Raw genomic sequence first — 25,338 nt, 5'->3', positions numbered from 1 at the left:
TAACTGTCTCCTATGAGTAACTTTTTAAACATTCAGAAAAGAAAAGATCAAGTGAAAAATGAATGGCTTGAGCTTTTAAACCATGATTACAATGAGTTAAAATATCATGAATACATTAAAGATAATGCAGGTTTTTTCTTTACAGATTTTGCATGTTATTTAACTATATCTAAACTCAAGCTTGGAAGTGAGTATGAAGTAGACTTCGTTAATATAAAAGACAGATGGAGCAATGGAATAGAATATGAGTTTATAGAAATAGAAAAGCCGTCTAGTCAATTATTCACAAGTGCAGGTGTTCCAGCAAAAGATTTTAATAATGCACTACAACAAATTAGAGATTGGAAAAGATACTTAATAGAAAACAAATCTTATTTTCGAAAATTTTTACCCTTTTATAATACTAGAGTCTTAAATGATAGTTGTTTGAAGTTTACTATAATTATTGGAAGAAGAAATGATTTAGCTATAAATGTGGAGAAAAGAAATCAAATAGCACAAGAAGCTAATATAGAAATAAGATCATTTGATTATCTAACCAACTTATTAGATAAAAATGAGAATAACATTTATCCTTGTCTAGATTCTGATTATGGAGATGAATACGAAAGGTCTCTAACAAGCCCATTATTCAAAGCTATTACCGATTCTGACTGGAAGAAGTTCTGTCAAAATAGAGTTATGATAACACATTTTTATAAAAATAATTTAGAAGAAATTATTAAATTGAAAAATAAATATTTACAAAATATTTAGCCTATAAGGCATATTAAATAATAAGAATAAAAAATATTTATAGTATTTGTTCATTGCAAATCTCTATCTTAGTGTCCCAATTTTTTATTTATTACTTGATATATGAAAGTTAAACTAGGTCAAGCCGTTAAAATGTTCTTTGGAAATTCATCTTTAGAAATGGTTTATTTTGAGGCTATAGCTAATTCGCTAGATGCCGAAGCTAGTGAAATAAATATTAATATTTCAATTGAAGCATTCAATAAACCAGAAACTTTTGAAATAAAAATTTCAGATAATGGTCTTGGATTTACAGATGATAGATATGGGAAATTTTCTAGACTTTTTGATGTAGAAGAAAGCTCTCATAAAGGGTTAGGAAGGCTTGTATATTTGTGTTATTTTGATACTGTCAATGTGTCAAGCATATATGCAGAGGGAAAGAAAAGAGATTTTTTATTTTCAGAGGGTTTTAAAGAAGAAAATTCAATTATAACAAATAGTGAAAGTTTAGAAACAGGCTCTACTTTTACTATGACTGGATACACTCTTCAAAAAATAGCTAAGAATAAATTTGTAAATCCCAAGTATCTTAAGAATAGAATTCTAGAAGAGTTTTATCCTAGGTTATTTAAACTTAAACAAGAAAAACAAGAAATAATAATAAATATTGAAACTAGAATAGATGAAACAATATACAAGGAGTCTCTTAATAATAATGAAATCCCTAATCTAGAGTTTGTTGAATTAGATGCCTCTATAAATCTGATAGATAAATTTCAACTTTATTTTTCTATAGAAAAAACAGATGATCTAAACAATAGTTCTTTTATTTCCGCAATTTCTGTTGACAACAGAACGTTTAATGTAGATATAATAGATAAAGAAAATACACCCGTTGGGTATAAAATGGTATTTCTTTTATTCTCTGATTTTTTTAGAGGAAAGGTTGACCTAGCTAGGCAAAACCTAACTATCACAACTCAAGAATTAGAGGCTATCCAACATCTTTTTAGAAAAAAGGTTGCATCATTAATTGAGGAAAGGGTTCCTGCTGTCAAAAAAAACAATCAACAGATAAGGAATAATTTGGTAAATACATATCCTCATTTATCTGGTTATTTTAAGGAAGAGAATATAGGATATTTAAGAAGAAACGATATTCTCAAAAATGCCCAAGATGAATTTTTTAAGGCTCAAAAAGAATTACTAGAAGCAAAAAGTCTTGATGATGAACAATTTAAAAAGTCATTAGATATTTCCGCAAGAGCATTAACTGAATATATATTATTTAGGCAACTGACTATCAATAGACTTAAAAATTCTAATTCAAATAATAGTGAAGCAGAATTACATAAGTTATTTGCTGATATGGGTAAAGATGGTAGATTCTTAAAAGAAGACACAATCAATGACTTATATAGGAATAACGCATGGTTGCTTGATGATAAATATATGACATATGAAATTACTCTTAGTGATAGAGAGATGACTGAGTTAGTATCATATATAACAGCTGAGGAAATAATTGAAAAAGACTCAGATAGACCTGATCTAGCATTTATTTTTTCTAATAGTCCTAATGAAAATAAGCCTTTTGATATTGTTATTGTAGAATTAAAGAAAAGAGGTGTGGGACAATATGAAAATCTAAAAGCAATTAATCAATTAGAAACAAGAGCTAGAAGTTTAATGAAATATTATAATAACCAGATACAAAGAATTTGGTATTATGGCATTATCGAATTTGATGACGCAACAGAATTGGCTCTATCTGGAGAATATACAGAGCTATATTCTACAGGAAAAATGTATTATAGAGAAAAAGAAGTTGCAATTTCGTTGAATCCTAAAAAAACACTACCTATAGGAATATTTATGTGGGACATTGATGCTGTTGTTAGTGATGCGAATGCTAGAAATCAAACTTTTTTGAATTTTATAAAATCCAAATTCATTTCATAAAACTTATTTATGGTGAATAATAAGGATATTATTAGTTCTATATACATCATTTTATCTAATAAAAAATCATTATCTATAACCCTTCTATTAATAGAGGGGTTTCTTTTTTTAGTCAATTTTCAAATCCAACAAAAACAAATCATTTCATACAACAAATCCCTTATTTCATACAAAGCAGTGTATAATATAATTGAAAAGTAGTCCACTTAGTAATTGAAAAGTATACCACTAAGTGTCTCGGCTGAGATTGGTTAAAGATATTTATTCTTCATTAGGTTGTAACATTTTTTTAGTTTCTTTAACTCTGTAAGATTGTCCATTCATGTTAATCAGATATGCTTTATGCGTGAGCCTGTCTACCATCGCCGCCACGAGAACCTTATCCTTTACTATCTCTCCCCACCTGTCAAAAGCAAGATTTGTAGTAATGATTGTAGACTTCTTTCCTGCCCTGAGAGACAGATGGTTAAATAGCAGTTCTCCTCCTTCCTTATCACAAGAGACATATCCAAACTCGTCACAGATGACCATGTCATACCTCTGGAAGCGCATTTCCAGCTGTCTCAGGCTCTTTTGAGATCGGCATTCCCTGATTTGTGTAAGCAGGCGTGGCACAGAGGTAAAGAAGACTGTATAGCCTTCCAGGCAAGCTTTAATACCGAGGCCTATGGACATATGCGTCTTGCCTGTTCCTGGATTACCACAAAATACGATATTACGTCCTTCTTTGATAAATTCCAGCGTTTCAAGCTCAGGGAGTGCTGTTTGTGCATCCTTGGGCAACTCTTCCCTTACCAGTTCCTGAAGGTACTTTAGTTCAGGGAAGCCTGCTATCCTGATACGTTGTTTGCGGCGTGCCTCGATACGCATGTCCATTTCCTTGGTTAACAGCTGGCATATGAAGGACCGGTAGGACCAGTTTTCATCGGTTGCCAAGGTAATAAAGTCGTCGAGTTCATCCCGCAGGACTGGTAGCTTAAGCTCTTTGGCATAATTAAATACCTTTTCTTTTTCATTCAGATTTTCCATTTGCATACTGTTGTTTATATTAAATACTTCTTGTCTCATAACTGATTATTAATTATTAGTGATAATTTTTATATTGTTTTCTGTATCCATTATGCGCGAGAGATCCATCAGTATCCTCATGGCTCCGTCTTCGATCAGGGCAGATCCGCTCTTGTGACTCTCATCCAGATAAATAGGTTCATCTGGCATACCTTGCGGTTCGTTATTGGTATACATCATGGCCTTGATCTGGTCTGCCGATATACTTCTCAGGCCCCGTGCCTTCAATGAAGTGTATGCTTCTATTATGTCGTTATCGCTAAAGTTGTTCTCTCTGGCATACTGTAAAAGGAAGACAAAATCCCGAGCCTTGTCCGTAAAATGCTTGTTGAACAAGGCCTGTATCGGCTGCGGCATCTGCTTTAATGCCAGGGAAGTGTTTAGTGCTCCAGGTTTACGCAACAAGGTGTTCAGGTAATGTTCCAGTTTGATGGACCAACCTTTCTGGCGGGAGTATATGCGTTCGTGTACGGCTACTTTATCATTACCAAAAAGGATAACAATCTTCTCGGAGTACATCTTAACAGTAACGATCTTGCCCACCAGTGTATCGGGAACCGAGTAGTGAGAACAGTTCATACAGATGGTGGACCACTTGTCCACCTTGTACTCAGCCATCTGGAAGCATCCCATCTCATTGGTATAGGGTCTTAATGCAGCCAGGTCTGCGGCCAGTTCCTCCACTTTATTGATTGTCGAAGGGCTGCCGCTGCGCGAGTTGATCTTCTCACATATGTTCAGTAAGTGGTTTTGGGCATCTGCCAGAGAGGTATAATGAAGATTGATACTGAAAGCTTTACGCCTGACATATTCGACAGAACGCTCTACATGCCCCTTTTCCCAACCGGCACGGGCATTACAGAAGCGGTAATGGTAGCGGTAGAAGTTACTCATGCGTAGCAGGGTATCGGTGGGTTTCTTTTCTTCTCCTGCAAATTTTTTGATAGCCACACGCATATTGTCATAGACCATAATCGAGGGAACACCTTTTATCTGGCGGAAAAAGTTACGGTGTGACTCCATAAAGGCTAACTGGTCCTGATGATGGAACAGCCAGGCATAACGCCCGTTACTATGGCTCAGGGTAAAGACGGCCATCTGGATACGATGAAGTTTGCCATTTAAGTAAAGCTTGACTTCACCCCAGTCAAACTCACAGGACTCTCCCGGTGGATAATAACCACGGATAAAGGCTTCCTGGGATTTATCCTCTTTCTTGATGGCAGCAACTGAGGCGATGTATTTACAAACTCCTGTATAGCTGACCTGAAAGCCTTTGTCTATTAACAGTTCGTAGATGTCTTTACCTCGCATACACTGCTTCTTAAGGCCCATGGCACGTTTACGGGCGTTCTTCTCTAAACAGTCGTCTATTAAATCTTTCAGGCTACCGACAATAACACGAGGGCCGCGCCGCGAACTGTTATAACGTGATTGGGTAGTTAATACCGATTCCAGAGAGGCTTCCGGATCAGGACAGTTTAAAGCTGCTTCATACTCACAAATGACTTTATGAACGGTCTTACGGCTGATATCCAACTCCCTGGCTATAGCCCGTTTACTGTACCCAACCGTACGGTACATGTGTATAATTGTTTGTTTTTCCACCATTGTTATCATTTTACCCTCTGTGTTGGTTAATACACAAAGGAATTTATAATGTTAATATTTGTTAGTAAAATACAGAGCTTTATTATATGCTCTCTTAGATTTTACTTAACTGGTGGTATACTTTTCAATTATTTTATACAATTTACTAGTTGAGGAAATTATCCGAATAATCAACCTATAAATATGGAAACGGAAAAGATAAAAGCAATACTACTCGCAACAGCTTGCTTTTTTATGGCATGCCTGAATCTTTGGAATATCTTCAAAGACTGGTTTGATAAGAAATATCAATCAAGAAAGAGAGATGCGGATGAAAATCAACAATCCTCAAAGCCAAACCAGATACCGGATATTATCGGAAAGTCAAAATTCAAACTATCCGATGAAAGAGAACCTAAACAAGAAGAGCCAATAAAACAGGATGACCTTTTGAAAAAGGAAATAGCAGAACTGAAAGAACTAGTGTTGCAACAATCTAAGATGATAGAAGAGAACAAACCGTTTATGTCTATCCCGTTGGAAGTAGAAGAACTTTCCGACATCGATCCGGACACTATAGATGAAGAAAGTATTCCTATTCTGACGGAAAAGGAACGCTCGCAATTCAGTACAGGAACAAGTATTGATGAATTTGAATTGGTGGTTAAAACGCTTCAAGGTAAACCGATTACAAAAGAAGAGGAAACACAGATTGGTTATATCATTCCAAAAATTGAGGGAACTGATATTTACAACCAATTCACCAAACAGATTCATGGTGCTGAGGAACGGGCAATGGCTATTTTGAATAGGATTGAAGATAATAGACAAGCTATACTAGGCAATGGAACCGACAATTTTGATTTCATGAAATTTATTAGGGAGTAAGGGAAATAAGATTATCTTTTAGCTTAAGTATTAGTTTGCTGACCTCAAGCCGTTTTGAAGAAATACTTCTAGTCTTGAGGTCAGTCAGTTTATCTTAATGCTTTAAACATTTGATCTATACATTTTTTCTTTTGCTCCATGTTTGGATGGACGTATAAGTTAAGAGTAGTACTAATATTGGAATGCCCTAAAATGACACTAACCGTTTTATAATCACATTTACTTTCAATGCACCTCGTGGCAAAGCTATGACGTAGTCCATGAAATTTCAGTTCTGGCATATCTAACTCTTTCATCAGTTTCTTGTAGTAGTTTCTATAGGTGCGGGGTTCTGTGGGCTTGAAATCATTGGTTAATAGATAAAATGAACTATTTACCACTTTCTTAATTGGCTTTAGCATTTTCAGTAAATCTCTACTCATCGGAATATCTCGGATAGAATTCTTTGTTTTGGGAGAGTCAAGGATAAGTTCAGTTCGTCTATCATTATCTTCTATAACATAAATCCGTTGGATTGTCTTTCTGATATTGATAATACCGGTTTCAGTATCTATATCATCCCATGTCAAAGCACAAATCTCTCCGATTCGAATACCGGCACTCAAGCAAATGTAAATTCCTAAGTTTTTGAATGTAAAATGTTCTTGAACATAATTCATGATTTTTTTCTGATTGTTTTTACTTAGAACCTCAATTTCAGACTTTTCTCTTTCTGTTGGAAATTGGATGTCGAATTGTTGATATTCAAGCAGTTTATTCTTCACCCCAAATTTCAATATCATTTTCAAGACAATCAAGATATCCTTGATAGTTTTCTGACTTAATCCCTCTTCCAACTTTTTGAACACAAATTCTTGAACGTCGGACTCTTGAACGCTAAATCGACTCCCAAAGCTTGGTAACAGGTGGTTTTCTATTAAAAGCATATACGCTGAATAACTTGATTTTTTCACATACTGCTTTTTGTCATTTTTCCACAGGTCGATTACCTTACTAACTTCTACTTTTCCTGTCATATTCTTCTGATTTTAATATTATTACTCAAAAGAATATACACAGAAAGACTTTAAGTACCAAATATCCTCAATGTTCCAAATTTGAGATTTCCGGAGTTTACAGGAGAGTGGAAAGAATATAAAGTCTCAGATATATTAGAATTCTTCCCAACTAATTCTTTGTCATGGGAACAGTTAGAATTTGAGACTGATAATATTCATAATCTCCACTATGGACTAATACATAAAGGGCTTCCAACTCAAATTGAATTAGATAAATGTACCTTACCAAATATTAAAGATGAATTTATTCCGAATAAATATACTATTTGTAAAGATGGAGATGTAGCCTTCGCTGATGCTTCTGAAGATACTAATGATGTTGCTAAAGCTATTGAGTTTTTAAATTGCAATAATAAGTGTATAGTATGTGGCTTGCATACTATTCATGGTAGAGATAAGAAACACTTAACTATAAAAGGGTTTAAAGGCTATGCTTTTTCTTCAATTCCTTTTCGTAATCAAGTAAGACGATTGGCACAAGGAACCAAAATTTATTCAATAAATTCTAAAAACTTTGATGAACTTTATATTGGCATCCCTTCTAAAGAAGAACAGGCAAAAATAGCTCACTTGCTACTCCTCATTGATGAGCGTATCGAGACTCAAAACAAAATAATTGAGAAACTAGAATCCTTAATTAAAGGGCTTGATAATCTTTTATTTTGTAATAGAAAAAGTAAACCCGCTTTGCGATTCCCGGAATATTTAGAAAGTTGGAGAAAAAGCACACTAAAAGAATTTACATCGCGAGTAACTCGCAAGAATAAAGATAATGAAACTCAACGAGCATTAACAATTGCTGCTCAATATGGTTTAGTAGATCAGATTTCTTTTTTCAACAAACAGGTTGCAAGCAACGATATGTCGAACTATTACCTTTTATATAATGGTGAATTTGCATATAATAAAAGTTATTCAAAGGATTATCCTTGGGGAGCTGTGAAGCGACTTGACTCACATGAAAAGGGGGCATTATCAACTTTATATATTTGTTTTAAACCACTGGATAATGTCAACTCTGATTATTTAGTACATTATTTTGAATCCAATAAATGGTATCAAGCTATTTCTGAAATAGCAGGAGAAGGTGCGCGGAACCATGGTCTTTTGAATATCTCTATTGATGCTTATTTCAACACAATGCATTATATCCCTTCATATGAGGAGCAAAACAGAATTGCTTCATTTCTTAATATATTATGTATGAGACTAGAAAATGAAAAAGCTACCCTTTGTGTCTTTGAGAAACAAAAGCTATATTTTCTGCGACAGATGTTTATATGAAAATTTTGTTCAAAATATATTTCTTCTGCAATTGATATGCTGAAAGTGCCTTGTTTTCGGTCTCTAATTTGCGATTAATTGTATCAAGAATAGAACAGATTCTTTCTTGTTCACACATATTAGGTAAATGAATTTGTATGTTTTCGATGGTTTCCTTTGATAGGCTTGGGACTCCAGAAGCTTCATTATACTGTAACCAATTTATTGAACTAAAGAGATAATAACAGAAACGAGGCAATAGTCCTTGAAAATTATATGTGTAAAACAAAGTATCAACTGTCCAAAATTTCCCATTTAGAAAAATAGGTCTATCAATCGTACCTTTTCTTCCAATACAAACACTTTCACCATCATATAGATAGTCATTGACAGATAGCATATATCCACCTGTGCCATAAACAGGAGTATTCCCGTTTTTCAGATGCTTGTAATCTTTACCACTTCCTATTTTGAGAATATCTCCAATCTTACAGCTTTTCCAGGTCGTTGTTTCTTTAAAGAGAATCTGTCTAATCCCTTTAATTAAGGATTATGCATCTCCTTTGACTGCACTTGTGGATGGATTATATAATTTCCTCGATGAAGGAAAAACTCTCATAAGATTTTCTGAATTTGGAGAAAAGCATCTAAAAACAACACTGGGGAATATTACCAATAATTTCAATCGCCGCAATAAGGAGAAAAAGGTTTTTCCAATGTACTCTGTTACAAATGATCAAGGATTTGTTGTTCAATCTGAAAAATTTGGAGATCGTGAAATGATAGGTGAAGATATAGGCTCTTATAAAATTATAGAATCAGGAGAATTTGCTTATAACCCAGCCAGAATAAATGTAGGCTCAATTGCACAATACAATGGGGATTTCCCTTGTATGATCAGTTCTCTTTATGTATGCTTTAAATTGAAAGATAGTATCGATTCTAGTTGGGCTTCATATCTTTTGAAATCTAAAAGAGTAAATTTCTATTATGATGTATATGGTGAAGGAGGGGTTAGAGTGTATCTTTTTTATCCCAATTTTTCCCGTATTAAAATCTCTATTCCAAATTTAAATGAACAGAAGAAAATTGGAAATTTTCTTTCAGAAATAGATAGACGGATTGATATTGAGACTAACTTGCAGCAAAAATATTTACAACAAAAATATTATCTTTTAAGATATTTGTTTATATAAACATATTTTTAAGTAAGCACTGTTTTTGTTTTATAAATGAAATATATAGCTTATATTCATTGAAAATTTTATCTTCAAGGGCAATCAGTATCTCATCGATTTTTGATTGCTCTTCCAAAGACGGAATTGCTATAGGTAATTTTAAAAATTCCTCAACATTTATCGATCGTCCATCTCTAATACCATATGTGACTAATTTTAGTGTTTTTATAAATCGACTGGATATAAAATAATCTTTCATAAAGGCATATTTCAATAAATGAGTTGGTTTTAAAACCGTATACGCTGGACTACAGATGCCTTCTTTTTCGGAAAAAGCAAAGCCTCCTTGAAATGAGCGCAAATGAATAATATAATTACCAGACTGAACAATTTTGTATGTTCGAGTCGAAGCTTGTTCAAATTTTATATCAATATCTATTTTATCACGTTCAATCATCCCTCGTGTTTGACTTGCAGATAAAATAAGATTTATAGATTGATCTATATTTCTTGCAGTACTTACATGAAATAAATCTCCATATGTATATTGTTGCCAACAATCTGAAAATTCAGGGAACCGTAAGAAAGACTTTCTATTATGGAAGTTATACAGTACATCCACAAGTGCAGTCTTTAGTTTTTTTAAGTCCTCAATTATTTTGCTTTGAGTTTCAATACGCTGGTCAAGCAAAGATAAAAATTGGGCTATTTTTTCCTGTTCTTCTCTTTCTGGACAATGTATAGGTAGCTTAAAAAATGTTTCATCTTTTATACTTACTCTATCATATCTAGCACCACTATCTCCATTCAAATACATAAATCTATGCCAGAAGGAGCTTTTAAAGAAATAAAACAAAAAACTTTTATTAATATTTTTGACCTTAAAACAAAGGTATAGTGGAGAGACAATACCTAAATTGTCCCCATTATAAATATTTACAGGACCATATGGAGCTGTTACCGATTTTCTCGGATTATATACATAATCTCCATTTTCAATTATATAATATCCTCCAGTATTGTCATCATTAGCTATCTCTTTGTCAAAAAAATCCAATTGAGGAATAAGGCCGTGCTGAGCAGAGTTGCTAATAACATTATTAATTCTACCATTTTTGTTCTTTGTTGTTATTTTTTGAGCAATATCCGAAAGTTTATATTCCTCCCACTCTCCCTCAAACTCCGGAAATCTCAAATTTGGAACATTGCCTTTTTCTTTTCTATCTTGCTTCATTGCACTCATTTATTTTCTTAGCTATAAACATTAAGGATTTCAGATAGAAAAAATTAAAGGACGAGTCCCAATTCTTTCAAATACACTTCGATTTCTTTATCTAACTCAGCTCTCTTGGCTTCAAGTTCCTTGATTTCAGCCATTACTGCGTGAATATCAATTTCTTCTTCCTCCTCGAAAGTATCTACATAACGAGGAATGTTCAGATTGAAATCGTTGTCTCGAATTTCTTGCAAAGTTGCACAATGGCTGTATTTCTCTATCTCTGTACGATTACGGTAAGTTTCGATAATTTTATTGATATGTTCCAGGCGAAGTTTGTTTTGAGTTTTTATTTTCTCAAAGTCTTTGCTGGCATCAATAAAAAGAATATTGTCATCTTCTTTACGACATTTCTTAATGACCAAGATACAGGTGGGAATACTTGTTCCATAGAAGATATTTGCCGGTAGACCAATTATGGCATCAATAAAGTTTTTCTTTTCAATCAGAAATTGACGAATCTTTCCTTCCGAACTGCCTCTGAATAATACCCCATGTGGAGCTACACAAGCCATAGTTCCACTTTCATTCAAATGATAAATCATGTGCAGAATAAAAGCATAATCAGCCTTCGATTTTGGAGCAAGTACTCCGGCAGAACTGAAACGATCGTCGTTATTAAACTTGCTTGCAGCACTCCACGTGGCAGAAAAAGGAGGATTTGCCACAACTGCATCAAATTGCTTTTCTCCGAAATCATCAGCTTCTAATGTGTCTCCATTTTGAATGTCAAAATCGTTGTATTTTACTCCATGTAAAAGCATATTCATGCGACAAAGATTGAAAGTTGTCGGATTCTTTTCTTGCCCGTATATCACATCTGCTTTTCCACTTTTAGCTGTGCGGAGCAGAAGAGAGCCACTGCCACAGGTTGGATCATATACATCTTTCAATCGTGTTTTTCCAGTAGTTACAATTTCAGCTAATATCTGGCTAACCTCCTGAGGCGTATAGAATTCTCCCGCCTTTTTTCCTGCTCCGGCCGCGAATTGAGAAATCATATATTCGTAAGCATCACCAAGAATATCAATTTCTTCCGCCTCTTCAAGACCGAAATCTATTCCATTCAATGCAATAAGCACATCACTGACCAATTTATTTTTGTCGTCAGCAGTCCTTCCCAGTTTGGGAGAAGCCAAGTCTATATCGGAAAAAAGACCTCCGAAATCATCCTCGCTTTCTTGTCCGGTAGTACTATCCTCTATGCGTTTCAAGGATCGTTCGAGAGCAGGAAGAATATTCTCTTTTTTCTCAACCATTCCTATAATTGTAGAAAAAAGATATTCCGGCTGTATAAAATAACCTAGATTTTCGATGCAAATTTCTTTTATATCATTTTTTAGCTCAACATCATTGCCTGCCCAAGCTTCTTGAAAAGTACAACCATCTTCTTTTAATTCGTCATTTACATATAACTCTATTTTTTCCGAAAGATATTTATAAAAAATAAAACCTAACGAAAAATACATAAAGTCACTTGCCGACATATTCCCTCTCAATGTATTTGCGACTGCCCATAGTTGAGCACGCAGTTTCTGTTGTAATTCTTCACTCATTTTCTGTTTTTTCTTAAAGATTGTTTCAATAAACTAATGATGTAATCAATATCATCTAAATCTGTAAGTTTAATTTCATAGGAGCCATTTCCCCAATGGCCTACATTTGATACATCTCGAGCTATTTCTTTTTGATCTTGTAAATCACCACTTTTAAGATTTACATATATTTTCAATTTCTTGTTTTGTAAAATAATATCACAAAAAATATTGTTGGCAATTCGAAAATCAATTGTTTGTTTTTTGGGTTGCATTGTGATATTATCAGCCAATGACATTAGTCGTTCTTTTACATTTTCATACAATTCTCTGGTTTCGAAATCAACTTTTAGTAAATGATCTTGTTCTGTATATACTTTTATTTCTTTATTTACTTCTTCTACTGTTTTATCACTTCGAGAAATAGTCTTAATACTTTCTTTTGCAGAAAACTTTTGAATTTGTTCAAAGGAAATAGTCTCATTCTCAAATCTTTTTATCTCCCATAATTCAATAGGCAAATCTTTAAAGTTGATAGCTTCTCTTTGGTAATTTGTGAACTGAGGAGAAATAAAAATCACCCTTGATTGAGACCAATCCACATCTGAACGCTTTAATGTCGTTTGTCTAGATTCATTAAATTCAAGAATAAAATCAGCTTTATTGTTAAGCATTAGAGACAAATATGCATATCCTTGATCTATAACACTAAAATTCTTGTCTCGCTTATACTCTATAATAACAAATGATTTCGTTTCTATATCAAAAGCTAAAGTGTCAATCCTAAAATTATTCAGAGAAAATTCTGAACGAATGAACTCCAAATGCAATAATATATCCACATTTTTTTCGACTAATGTTTGGATATCCTTTTCAAATCTGAAAGGGAGCTCTTTAACAATATCAAATTGCCCTACTAATCTGAATATACTCATATATGCTTATTCCCAATTAAACAAATTAATAATTTCTCGTAACTTTCTTAATATACGAGATTGAATCGTTTTACGTTCTTTTAATTTTACTTTTTTCTTTTTGATTGCTTCTTGAATGATTTCAGGTTTTTCTCGCTGTAGGTAATCATATTCCTGTAAGAATTGAATTAATGCTTCCTTATCTATATCCTCTTCATCAGAAAGATACTCTACGGCTTCTTCCCTTGCTTTATTCATGTATTCGTTTAGTCTACTTTCAAGATCGATAGAACCATCAGCCTTAGACTTTTCGAATCCATTTTTATTGTCATCTATATTTTGACGGATAAAACCATCGATCAGTTTTGCTTTATTCCGCATTACCGCATCTTTTATCATTGTATCAATGATTTGTTGACGTTTTTCCTGATAATCATCAGCGGAAGGATTCAAGTCCGCAATAAGTTCCAAAATGTAAGCCACATTGATTATATCGCTGTGAAGTAATTCCAAACAAAAATCTATATCGTCAAGTGTTCTATCATCTCCGTAAGGAATCTCTGGCTCTGCTGCAATATTTGTATCGGTGATATTTATATTTCCAACGGCAATATCCAAATATTTACTTCGAAAGTCTTCGAATTCTTGCTCCTGCATAACAAGCTCCGTATTGTCTTTGTCGAATTCTTCATAAAGCTGTATTTCTGCTCTTTTCTTTATAATTTCTCGAAAAGCTAATACGAAATCCCGCTTGTCATATTCACTTTTCAGTCCATCAATCGAGTTTATATTAGGATATTTCTCTTTGAAATCTAGAAGTAATTCATTGAATTCCTTCTTAACTTGTTCAAAAGGTGGTCTGATGATATCTTCGATAGGATTATCATTGCTAAAAAGTTTTATAGCTGTATCTACATTGTTTTTTAAATCACGAAAACAGACTATTTTCCCAAAACGTTTCTTTTCATTAAGTATACGATTTGTGCGACTAAATGCTTGGAGAAGTCCATGATATTCTAAATTTTTATCAATATAAAGCGTGTTTAATTTTTTTGCATCAAAACCAGTAAGAAACATATTAACCACTAACAACAAATCTAAAGGCGGCATATCCGCTTTCTTCTTTTTCATCCGCAAATTAATATCATCAGAATAAGCCCTAAAGTTTTCAGTCGAATAAGCTGTCCCAAACATTTGATTGTAATCATTCATAATACGCTGTAACTCGTCAGCTTCTACAGTTTCGGATGCAAATCCTTGATTCATTCCGGTCTGTTCATCATCCTGATTACCATTTGCCGCATAAGTAAATATTGCTCCTATCTTGATTTTGGAGTTTAATTCTTTAAATATTTTGTAGTATTGTAATAACATTGATATTGACTGTGTTGCAAATAGAGCATTATATTCACCATCAAATGTTGATTTATTAAAATTAGCAAGAATGAATTTAGCTATTTCTTTCATCCGTACTTCATTTGCGTAATCAACAACCTGTTCGTCATTTCCTTTATAATACTCAACGAGAAAGCCTAAAACATTTTCATCAGCGATTGCGTCTTTTATTAAATATTTATGTAAACATTCTCCAAAAACCTCTTTAGTTGTTATCTCCTGTTTGGCATTTTCGACAAAGATGGGTGTACCTGTGAATCCGAATATCTGCAAATTCTTAAAGAAGCGAACGATATTTCGATGGCTATCACCGAAATGACTACGATGACATTCATCAAAAATCATCACAACCTTCTGATCACTAACCTCTTGTAAATGCTTGTTGTAATAATCTCTGGTTATGGCTGTATTTAGTTTTTGGATAGTAGTAATAATAATTTTAGAACTTCCACTCAAACGTTTAATTAATTCAAGTGTATTATCAGTGCTATCTACTGCTCCTGGTTCAAAGGCTTCATACTCTGCTTGAGTTTGAGTATCTAAATCTCTACGATCTACAACAAAAAGGACTTTATCTATGCCATCGATTTCTGATGCTAATTGGGCTGCTTTGAAAGAAGTTAATGTTTTGCCCGCTCCTGTTGTATGCCAAATATATCCATTGTTGTTAGAATTCTGAACTTTATCCAAAATTCTTTCTACTGCATAAAATTGATAGGGACGGAGTATCATCAGGCATTTATCCCCTTCGTGTAGAACAATGTATTTGCTTATCATCTTTCCAAGATTACATCTTTCCAAGAAGAAGTTAGCAAACATACTTAAATCATTGAAGGGTCTATTTTCTGCATCAGTCCAGTTGAATGTAAATTTAAAACCGCTATTCGGATTGTTAGCAAAGTAACGAGTATTAACCCCATTAGAAATTACAAATAGTTGTATATAATCGAACAGCCCGCTGAAAGAGGTTTTGTGGTAACGTTGTATTTGGTCATATGCTTTTCTCAACTCAACACCTCTTTTCTTGAGTTCTATCTGTACAAGAGGTAGACCATTAATAAGGATTGTAACATCGTATCGGCAAGTCTTTCGTCCTTCAATCGTGATTTGATTGGAAACCTGAAACTCATTTTGACACCATTTGCTCTTGTTAAGAAACTCAACCCAGATGCGCTCTCCTCCCTCCAACTCAAGAGGGTATAAATCGCGAAGTTTTTTGGCTTTCTCAAAACGGGTTCCACCCTCTAAGTAAATAAGTATCTTTTCAAATTCTTTTTCAGTAAACCGTTCTCTATTATGTAATATTAATTGTTTTTTATTATGTTTTTCGAGTTGAGTTTTGAAGTTGGTATATAAGTTTTCTTCTTCTTTTATCTGAATATACTCATATCCATTATCTTGTAAGGTTTTTATCAAACCGTTTTCTAATATTTGTTCACTTTGCGTTACCATTTGAAGAGCTGTTCTATTTCTAATCGCCAAAGATACCATTTTAATCTTAAATCTATTACATTGAGGATTAATATGTGAGCTAAATCCCTCTTTTACAACTATTATAGCAGGAATAAGTAAAGCAAGGTAAGCTTCTACTTTGTTCTTGTTCCAAAGCAGGTATTTTTTACACCTTTACATGCCTATCTATTTTCTCATTTATCTCCGATAGCTTTCATAAAGCTAGCTCGTTTGCGAAGAAAACTACAAGATATTGGACTGTTAGTCGGGAAACGTGCTCCGAAAAGAAAGTAGATATGAATTTTAACAATAAATTTGGATTACACTCCAAGAAAATGGCGGTATTTTTGGATTATCTCCAAAAATGTTCAAAAATTCACGTGGTTTGTCCGAAAAAATCACATATAATTCGGACATGTAAATCTTGTTATTTGTTATTCCTCATCTTCCAAACTGCCATTGGATGATCTTTGATCCGCTCTACAATTTCGATATCTTCAAACAATAATTCCGGTCGATAAATATTGCCGTTAAAGTTTTCAATAAATGACTTTTCATCTTCGGTAAATACTATCAGTTTCATAAGAAACTCTTTCACTTCTACTTTGGCTGATTCAAAGTCAAATCGTTCGCTTTTCCTAAGGACAGGAAGTAAAGAACTCCTGATTTGTGCAAATTTCAAGTTATCAATACTTTCAAGACTATAACTGTTTGAAGGTTTATCACTTCCTCCTACAGCAAGATAGAATAATATAATTTTGCGGAGTTTGTTCATCTCATCAGGATGGATGATGTTATATTTCAACATATTGTGAATATCATACAAGTCCCGGGGAGCTGTCCGCTCAATAAGAGCTTTAATTTTACTCCCAAATAGTTCAAGGGTAGAGAGTGTTTTTACTTCAGAGTCAAATTGTAGAAAGTCTATATTCACTTTCTTTTCAACTATTGGCAAGATATGATTTCGCAAAGAATAGTTTATCTCTACTTTCAGGTTATCTTTATTCCCTCCTGCGTTCTGGAAATAAAATACCCATGAATCAAGAGAATGCGGACTTTTGGTATTAGGACTCAAAGCATATCCTTGTGTAAACATATAGTTCAAAAAATCCTGATTGATATTCTCCCGGATTGTCATCATTTTCTCCCGTGAACACTCTTTGGTAAAATCCAAATCGATATCAACCGATAAGCGTGGAAGATTAAAAACTGTCAGGTTAATTGCAGTTCCTCCTTTTAATGCCAAATGTTCTGCAAATAAAGGATTTTCATTTAAGTGTTTCAAGATATCACAAAGCCGGAATACTTTTTCCAGATTATCCCGAATAAAATCTGTACCGGAAGCTATTCTCTCCAAATCAGTTTTGCTATAATTATACATTGACGTTTCCTCCTTGTTCTAAAAATGAAAGAATGTTTTTAGGAGCGTAAAGCTTCCATTCACTAAAATACACATTGGATTCCTGTTGATCTGTCAGATAACGGATACTTTTCCCAATCTTGGATTTACAAAAATCAAAGAAAGCATCACTTAACTTCATTTCTTTTTGAAAGTAGCCAAGAACAAATCCTGTCTTTTGATAAAGAACCTGTTTATTGAATTGCTTCAAATAGTTTTGTAGTTTATGCTCGTTAATATAAGTGATAAGGGCAAAACATTCTATCATTTCTTCCAGTCCTCCACTTCGGTCTATTTGATTAATGCAATCTAAAACAGTGCGTTCCAAATCGGTTACTCTGATTAATGTATCGGCAGGAGGAATAATAACTCCGGCATCTGATTTCGATTCCGAATAAATATAACTAATCCCATCGTACTCAAAGTTGTTGAACCTCTCTTTGGATGAAACCTGCATTTCATAAAATACCTGATGAGCCAGACCATGATATTCTAATGCAGCATGGTAGGATAGGTAAGAAGAAGAGTTTATTTGACTGGCTATTTCGTACTTTGAAGCAGAACTGGTTTTTGTAGCCAAATCCGTTGCAACGTAGAGATCTCGCCTTACTTGTGATATTAGCCCTTGCTGTTTATACCTCCGCAAAAGTTCTTTTGCTGCATTTTCGTCACCGGTCAATACAACAATATCTTTTTTATGGAAGATTTTGAGTTTATGGAATTCTTCGATATATTTACTCATATCCTCTTCTTGGATTTTATTTCTCGCACAAAGATACATAAAAATATGTATTATTGAGCTAAAAACAAAATAGTAATTAGGAAATCTACAAATTTATTTCTACCTTTGTCCTATCACTTAAAGAGGAAAAGTTCTCTTAAAAATCACTCCAAAAACGGAGTGAGTAACGAGTGAGTAGAATACATTTTTCGATAGTTAAATAACTGACAGTATATGGGTTAGATGGAATATTTAAAATCCGTCAACGCCCACCACAGAAAATCAAGCAGTTACAATAATATGTAGCTGCTTTTTTTGTATTTACTACTTCCTTGTAACATATTTAAGAACACAGTGCGTTCGATTAATAATTATTTAATTGATACTGTCCTAAAATTTGATCCGTAATCATCTCGATTATTCTTTCCTCCCAAATAAAACTTTATCTGCGTACTACTGCCTTCAACCTTCAAAATAGTAAGCAATCTAATAAACCTGAAGGAAACTATAACTATCTTCGAACCATATCCTTTTTTCCAAAGATAAAAATTAACAAATTATCTCCCCCACCCCTTTTTTATGGAGATCTGAGAAGATCCTAATATTTTTTTTTCAAAACCTAAAAATAAAAAAAGTGATCGGAATTTCTTCCGACCACTCGTGTCCTAAATAGGCTAGTTTTTGCGTTGTAAGTACAAAAACACTACTCTACAATTATTTTTATCGATATATTTTTATTTGCAGGATTTAATTCATCTTCTCTTTTCATATTAAAGATAGGAGTTCCATCAAATGCAAAATTAACACTTTTCACAAAAGCATGACGTCCCGGATCATATAATCCTCCATCTGTTGTTTCTTTCGGGTTACGGGCATGATACACAATAACAGGATTTCCGTATTTATCTGTTGTAAAAGAGTTGTGCCCCGGACCACTTTGACCTTCTGGTAAATCCTCTGTCGACAACAACGGATATCTCACTTTAGTCCAAGACTTTATATCTAACAAATCAGAATCTTCGTCAGCATATATCAAGCCTACACAATATGTATGATTAACAGCCGAAGCCGAAAAAGCCACATATATCTTTCCGTTATGCTTTATAACAGCCGCTCCTTCGTTTACCCAGGGGCCTTCCCATTCCCATGCATATTCGGGCGAAGTTAAAAGCGTGTAAGCACTTGTTGTTTTCCAAGGTTGCGCTCCATTTACTGATGCTATAGCTAAACTAGAATAGCCTATTGCTTGTGCCCAAATTACATAATGAGTTCCTTTATTCTCGAAATATGTCATATCTAACGAAAAGTCTCTAAATGAAGTGTTATCTCCATTCGACGGCTCCATCAGATGTCCGACAGTTTCCCAACAAGCCGGATTGTACGGGTCTTTTTCTCCTAAACTGCAAGTTATAACACGCGGACGAATGTTGAAAGCAGCATTATTTATAGATGTTGTGAAGAAAACGAACCAAGTTCCGTTTATCTGATGAATTTCCGGAGCCCATACATAACGGAAACATGAAGAACAATTTTTTTCGTCCCAGATTGTTATTTCTTCGGCTGTCGCTAAACCTTCAATGCTAGTTGCACGTCGTAATATCACACGGTCGTAACCTTCCGGATCGCTGGATCCGACCATTGGGTACGATGCCGTAAAGTAGTAATAACCGTCATCTCCTTTTGTAATCCACGGATCAGCACGTTGACGGATTAATGGATTTGCATAATCGGGTTGCTGAACAATTCCGCTTATGGTATATTCTCCGGGAGAACCCAAATCGATATTATTTATATCTTCTTCACTCCATTCAACTCCTAATTGTTTAGTCGATCCATCGTTGTATTCTGCAGTAACTCTGTCAGGCAAATCAAGTTGACCTCCGTTTTGAATGGTAATAGGATTTATGCCGGCGATTCCTGTATTGGTAATTTTTCCATATTTTCTTACAACTTTGTCATATTCATCTTTAGTAAGAGCAATTACGCTACGATCAATTGCTTTGTTTGGATATGTACCTGAAGTAGCAGGACGCGAAAATGCAGCTATTTCGACAGTTGATTCTATTGTTTTGAAATCTTTCGTAGTAGTTTCATAGTATTTACCATTTCTGCCCTGCCACCTGATAGAATAAGCGCGCTTAGCATTGTTATAATCGCACATGAACATCACGATATTTATCTTTTCATTATTTAGTGACAGATATGTTTCATCTACATAGTTAATCAAGTCGGGCGAATGGTATATAATAACTCCATTACTATTGTTATCTGTTGCCATCATACCAAAAGAGCCATCGGCCTTTCTGAATAACCAAGGCTGACGGAGTTTCTTTGTGCCAACCAGAGGATATACAACAGCTTTACTATTATTTAGCGATGTATAAGCCGAACCATCCTGACTGTTTGCTATAAAGAAACTATTTGTCCGTTCGGTTCCACCTGACATAATATAGCTCATTAAGTATCCATAACTGTCTTCAGCCACAGTTACCACAAAGTCTTTACTTAAAGAGAGGCCTCCTTTCGATATTGTAGCAGTTAATGTAACTTGTTGATTTCCGCTACCCACAGCCGGACGATTAACGATTCCATTATTATCAAGAAAAGAATTGTTGTTACTAACCCACGATATAGCATAATCTTCGCCTGTTACAGAAGGCAAAACAATATTTTCCGTCACATAAGATATTCCTAGGTCAAATTTACTGGTTATATACTCCAACTGTCTTTCGGGAGTGTCAGCCAAAACGTTGATAAGGAACGATTTTTTTACAGATTTACCAGCCAATGTAAGGGTTGCAGTCAATACAACTTCACGATCAAGCTTTTTGTCACGCATTATTTGTCCGTCCTCGCTGATGAAAGCAATATCTGATGATGCCCATTGTATACGGCTACCATTACTACCCATAGCAGGTAATACCAAATTGTTCATCATATCGGTTTCGGCAGGAAAGCTGAGTGCATTTTTATCCTCTTCTAAGGCATTCAGGAGTGCTTCGTTGCCCAATCCTAAATAATATTCGTCTTTTATGTCAAAATCGGTTAAAACTGTTTTGAATACTTTTACTCGCTTGACAGATCCTTTATAAAACTTGTCGTTATATGACGATCGTCCGATATAAGCTACTAAATTACTACCAAAATCGCTGACAGTACGGCTGATAGCAACTTCTCCTATCTTCGTTCCGTTGTAATAAGCCTTGATAACCTCCGGTTGAATAATAGTTGTGTATAGCGCCCATTCGTTACTAGTTATAACACCATTCATCCCTTGTGAAGCCGTGGTTGGAGAAAACCCGTACTCACTGGTCCAGGGCGAGCCTGTTTGTATATGGTTTGTTATAACCGATTTAAAACGTCCGTCCATATTTGCCGGGTTTAGTAACCAGTATTGAAGAGGCGGGCTTTGTGTTGTTCCGAAAAACATAGCAGCATAATTGCCTGAGCCGGTTTCGTTCTTCAACCAAACCGAGATAGTCAACGTATTCTGATTGTCGAACATACCTGTTGGTAATTGTATATAGGCTGCATTCGAACCGGCATTACCTCCGGGAAGCCTTATCTGTCCGTTTGAAACCGCAGCACCCGATCCTTTTATTGTCCCATGATTTGCCATAGGCGATGAGTCGGTTACTTTTGTGCTTCCCGATGGATCGTTAAACTCGTAATGTAAAATCAAATTATTGCTTAAGTTGTTCTGCGCCACTAGTGGGAGATTCAATACAAATGCAGCGATATAGATTAGTGATAATAACTTCTTCATGTTATATAGTATTTTTTATTTTACAAGTACTTTAGTGGTATATTTATTGTTTCCTGTTATCTTAATAAGATAAAGTCCTGCCGTTACATTACTTGCCAAGATAGCATGAGAACCAAGTATTTTGGTTTTAGCAACAAGGGTTCCGCTAGTGTTATAAACCGACACAAAGCATCCATAATACGATTCGTCAATAGCATTTGCTATTATAGTATTTTTATCGGTAAATACGTTTAACTGAGACTTGTTTAGCACTTCATTACTAATATTGGTTCCGTAGTTTAAGTCCTTTATACAACGAATAGAGTATCCATTTGAACGATAATGGGAACTTTTTGCCTGTACCAAAAGATCGGAAAGAAACATGTAATATGCTAAGGAATTGTTTGCCGTTGACGACCAATACATTCCATAGTCTCTGGTCATAAAAAACAATCCGTTTGTAAAATCCCTGCTGCCACTCATTGAATACCCCGATATATTTTGCTCTGCTTCATTTAATAAATTTGGATACATTTTGTGTGCTGGAGGTATACGCCATCCTTCGGGTGACGGATCAAATACACCCTTTTCTCCGGTTGTTCCGCACCATAATGTATCATTATGTAGAGGATTGGAACTATACCAGTCCTTACCGTTTACGTCATTCCCAACATAATAACTTAAAGGATTTTGGATAGCGTTGGCTAAATTATGGGTTTCGATTACATCTTCATACTTTATACCTTGATCCAATACATTATTGTCAATGTCGTATATTGTGCGTCCTATATTGCTGTAGTTATTTTCAAGTATCGAACCGGCTCCGGGGAATGGGTCTTTACGCCCGAACTGATATAACAATCCGAAAGATTCCGGATTATCGTTCAAATCGGTTGTTGCTCCTAAGTTTGTAGACATAAAAAACAGCTCTTCGCCATCGGCCGCATATCTGATATTTTGGTTTTTCGGGTCGTAGTCAGTTACCCATATATGCCAACTGTATCTTATTATTCCTCCAATTTTCAGTCCGATTACCGCATTACCCTTATTGCTGTTTGTTACAATATTAATATTTGCGGTTTTTGCCGTTCCTTGTATTGATACCGAAGATATTAGCGACTGATTATCCTGCCAGAGCAATTCTGCCGTAATATTACCAGATAAATCGGGATTTGTATTGGACAAACTTTCTATTTGTGTCCATATTGCATAAGCTTTTATGATGGGAATGCTAATGCTACTACCCGGATTTACAATATAAGCATTGGGTAGTTTCAACTCCTCAGGGCTTGTTTCATCTGATATTTGAGCCGATAAATTAAAAACACCTCCAATAACAAAGATTATTATTAAGGTCAATTGGTACAAGTCTCTTTTCATAAGATAAAGCGTTCAAAATTAGTTATTTAATATTTTCCAAAGTGTAGCATTAAAATTAGATAATTTATATCTTTATAATTAGGCTGATATGAATTGGATAATTTGATGCATTTTCACTATACTCCGCCATAAATATACGTTTTATCTACGAATACACCTCATTTTATAGATTAATCGGACTATGTATGTTCCAACCCAATGCGTTTTTTACCAATATAGCAGTAATGTGTAACCAATGTAGTCACAAAAAAACGGATACCCCTATTGATAGAGATACCCGTTCTGGTATATAGTTTTATAAAGATCGTTTACTTTTTTACCACTATTGCCCGATACAATCTGTCGGTTGTGCGCACAATAACCACATAACTATTTGGTGTTAAGCTACTCATATCCAGCTTTTGAATATTGCCCGACAGCGAAATAACCTCCACACCCTGCACGTTGTAAACGTCGACTTGCCGAACATCGGCTGCTTTGATATACAACACATCGGAAACAGGATTTGGATAAACCGAGAACACATCGCTATTGTTGCTGCCAATACCTACCGGCAAGCCTTCCACCGTATATGTAACGCTTACCTCTGCTTTGTAGCCATTTTTGCCAACCACCTTGCTGTTGGTCATAATTACGGTATACTCACCCGTGTTGAGGAAAGTAAGTGTGCCGTTGGCATAAGTGTAGTCTGTGCCGGCTGTTGCATTGACTGCTGTAACTTCGCTTTCGGTACCATCGATTACCGGAATGGCAATACCTGCATTTACCTGAACAGTATCTGCTGCCAAGGTTTGAGGCGATATGGAAAGAGCATTGGTATAAGGCGCTCCATTGCTTATAGCAGCATATAATGCTGTTAACGGCAATTGATTATAAAAGCAAGACAAAGCGGTTAATGCCGGGTTATTTGTAACATCCAAAGCACTTAGTTGATTATTATAGCAATCCAAATAGCTTAATGCCGGATTGTTTGTGACATCCAAAGCACTTAGTTGATTGTTATCGCAATACAAAGCGGTTAATGCCGGATTGTTTGTAACATCCAAAGCACTTAGTTGATTGTTATCGCAAGACAAAGCGGTTAATGCCGGGTTATTTGTAACATCCAAAGCACTTAGTTGATTATTAAAGCAATACAAAATGCTTAATGCCGGGTTATTTGTAACATCCAAAGCACTTAGGTGATTATTAAAGCAATACAAAATGCTTAATGCCGGGTTATTTGTAACATCCAAAGCACTTAGTTGATTTTTATAGCAAGACAAAGAGCGTAATGCCGGATTGTTTGTGACATCCAAAGCACTTAGTTGATTATCAAAGCAAGACAACATAGTCAGCTCTGAGCCTTTGACGGTACTGATGGAAACCGTGTAAGATTTGGTGTCGCCGTAAGTTACCCAAGCTGCTTTAGGACTTTCATCTCCGCCTCCACTATATGTCGATTGGGTGCCGTTGCCCCAGTCTACCACCACATTATCGGTGCCAGAGGTTGCCCTAAAACTAAAACTTTTGCTCGATGCACTACCCGTCCAGGTGAAGGTTACGGCAGGCGGTGTTACCGTATATGTAACTCTTACCTCTGCTTTGCTACCATCTTTGCCAACCACCTTGCTGTTGGTCATAGTTACGGTATATTCACCCGTTTTGAAGAAAGTAAGTGTGCCGTTGGCATAAGTGTAGTCTGTGCCGGCTGTTGCATTGACTACTGTAACTTCGCTTTCGGTACCATCGATTACCGGAATGGCAATACCTGCATTTACCTGAACAGTATCTGCT

At 35.0% G+C, this 25,338-nt stretch carries 18 protein-coding genes; 5 read left to right on the top strand and 13 right to left on the bottom strand.

Going from position 1 to position 25,338, the window contains the following annotated elements; all coding sequences use genetic code 11:
- Positions 1-12: 12 nt before the first annotated feature.
- Both D0T53_RS06865 and D0T53_RS06860 read left to right on the top strand, forming a co-directional pair.
- Positions 13-756, top strand: coding sequence for a Shedu anti-phage system protein SduA domain-containing protein (locus D0T53_RS06865; RefSeq protein WP_163265690.1), 744 nt, complete (start codon positions 13-15; stop codon positions 754-756).
- Between the two features lie 102 nt (positions 757-858).
- A complete protein-coding gene (locus D0T53_RS06860) occupies positions 859-2,700 on the top strand; it encodes an ATP-binding protein (protein WP_163265688.1) in 1,842 nt (613 codons plus the stop codon).
- Between the two features lie 261 nt (positions 2,701-2,961).
- Here D0T53_RS06860 and istB read toward each other — a convergent pair whose 3' ends face one another.
- Both istB and istA read right to left on the bottom strand, forming a co-directional pair.
- Positions 2,962-3,729 (bottom strand): IS21-like element helper ATPase IstB, encoded by a 768-nt coding sequence (istB, locus tag D0T53_RS06855; RefSeq protein ID WP_163265686.1) that lies wholly within the window; start codon positions 3,727-3,729, stop codon positions 2,962-2,964.
- Positions 3,730-3,777: 48 nt separating this feature from the next.
- Entirely contained in the window at positions 3,778-5,379 is a 1,602-nt protein-coding gene (gene istA, locus D0T53_RS06850) for an IS21 family transposase (protein WP_163265684.1), read from the bottom strand.
- Positions 5,380-5,562: 183 nt separating this feature from the next.
- Between istA and D0T53_RS06845 the strand changes: the two genes are divergently transcribed.
- The gene (locus D0T53_RS06845; protein ID WP_163265682.1) at positions 5,563-6,246 is read left to right on the top strand and encodes a hypothetical protein; all 684 of its coding nucleotides are present in this window, start codon (positions 5,563-5,565) and stop codon (positions 6,244-6,246) included.
- 89 nt (positions 6,247-6,335) lie between these two features.
- Here D0T53_RS06845 and D0T53_RS06840 read toward each other — a convergent pair whose 3' ends face one another.
- Positions 6,336-7,262 (bottom strand): site-specific integrase, encoded by a 927-nt coding sequence (locus tag D0T53_RS06840; protein WP_163265680.1) that lies wholly within the window; start codon positions 7,260-7,262, stop codon positions 6,336-6,338.
- Between the two features lie 81 nt (positions 7,263-7,343).
- Here D0T53_RS06840 and D0T53_RS06835 point away from each other — a divergent pair, with 81 nt between their 5' ends.
- Complete coding sequence (locus D0T53_RS06835) at positions 7,344-8,588, top strand: restriction endonuclease subunit S (protein WP_163265678.1); 1,245 nt, start codon at positions 7,344-7,346, stop codon at positions 8,586-8,588.
- On the opposite strand, the gene D0T53_RS06830 is transcribed toward D0T53_RS06835, so the two are convergent.
- Entirely contained in the window at positions 8,581-9,036 is a 456-nt protein-coding gene (locus tag D0T53_RS06830; RefSeq protein WP_370457788.1) for a restriction endonuclease subunit S, read from the bottom strand. The two genes, D0T53_RS06835 and D0T53_RS06830, sit on opposite strands and share 8 nt — an antisense overlap.
- Before the next feature lies 1 nt (position 9,037).
- On the opposite strand from D0T53_RS06830, the gene D0T53_RS06825 reads away from it, so the two are divergent.
- The gene (locus D0T53_RS06825; RefSeq protein ID WP_255489393.1) at positions 9,038-9,763 is read left to right on the top strand and encodes a restriction endonuclease subunit S; all 726 of its coding nucleotides are present in this window, start codon (positions 9,038-9,040) and stop codon (positions 9,761-9,763) included.
- Here the strand turns inward: D0T53_RS06825 and D0T53_RS06820 are convergent.
- The 9 genes from D0T53_RS06820 to D0T53_RS06780 form a co-directional block, all read right to left on the bottom strand.
- Positions 9,756-10,979, bottom strand: a complete 1,224-nt coding sequence (locus tag D0T53_RS06820) for a restriction endonuclease subunit S (protein ID WP_163265676.1) — start codon at positions 10,977-10,979, stop codon at positions 9,756-9,758. The two genes, D0T53_RS06825 and D0T53_RS06820, sit on opposite strands and share 8 nt — an antisense overlap.
- 53 nt (positions 10,980-11,032) lie before the next feature.
- The gene (locus D0T53_RS06815) at positions 11,033-12,577 is read right to left on the bottom strand and encodes a type I restriction-modification system subunit M (RefSeq protein WP_163265674.1); all 1,545 of its coding nucleotides are present in this window, start codon (positions 12,575-12,577) and stop codon (positions 11,033-11,035) included.
- Entirely contained in the window at positions 12,574-13,491 is a 918-nt protein-coding gene (locus D0T53_RS06810) for a DUF5655 domain-containing protein (protein ID WP_163265672.1), read from the bottom strand. The genes D0T53_RS06815 and D0T53_RS06810 overlap by 4 nt, the downstream gene beginning before the upstream one ends.
- Before the next feature lie 6 nt (positions 13,492-13,497).
- Complete coding sequence (locus tag D0T53_RS06805; RefSeq protein ID WP_163265855.1) at positions 13,498-16,317, bottom strand: type I restriction endonuclease subunit R; 2,820 nt, start codon at positions 16,315-16,317, stop codon at positions 13,498-13,500.
- A 427-nt stretch (positions 16,318-16,744) separates the two neighbouring features.
- Complete coding sequence (locus D0T53_RS06800; protein ID WP_163265670.1) at positions 16,745-17,698, bottom strand: nucleotidyl transferase AbiEii/AbiGii toxin family protein; 954 nt, start codon at positions 17,696-17,698, stop codon at positions 16,745-16,747.
- Entirely contained in the window at positions 17,691-18,458 is a 768-nt protein-coding gene (locus D0T53_RS06795; protein ID WP_163265668.1) for a transcriptional regulator, read from the bottom strand. Before D0T53_RS06795 ends, D0T53_RS06800 begins: the two co-directional genes overlap by 8 nt.
- 682 nt (positions 18,459-19,140) lie before the next feature.
- Positions 19,141-22,203: a family 43 glycosylhydrolase gene (locus D0T53_RS06790; RefSeq protein WP_163265666.1), complete on the bottom strand. Its 3,063-nt coding sequence runs from the start codon at positions 22,201-22,203 to the stop codon at positions 19,141-19,143.
- A gap of 15 nt (positions 22,204-22,218) precedes the next feature.
- Entirely contained in the window at positions 22,219-23,562 is a 1,344-nt protein-coding gene (locus D0T53_RS06785; protein ID WP_163265664.1) for a T9SS type A sorting domain-containing protein, read from the bottom strand.
- Between the two features lie 308 nt (positions 23,563-23,870).
- The coding region (locus D0T53_RS06780; protein WP_304487042.1) for a T9SS type A sorting domain-containing protein at positions 23,871-25,338 on the bottom strand (1,468 nt) is incomplete at its 5' end.

It is taken from the genome of Dysgonomonas sp. 216, assembly GCF_010501065.1.
In the GTDB taxonomy this organism is placed as follows: domain Bacteria; phylum Bacteroidota; class Bacteroidia; order Bacteroidales; family Dysgonomonadaceae; genus QVMM01.
This window is presented reverse-complemented; position numbering and strand designations above follow the sequence as displayed.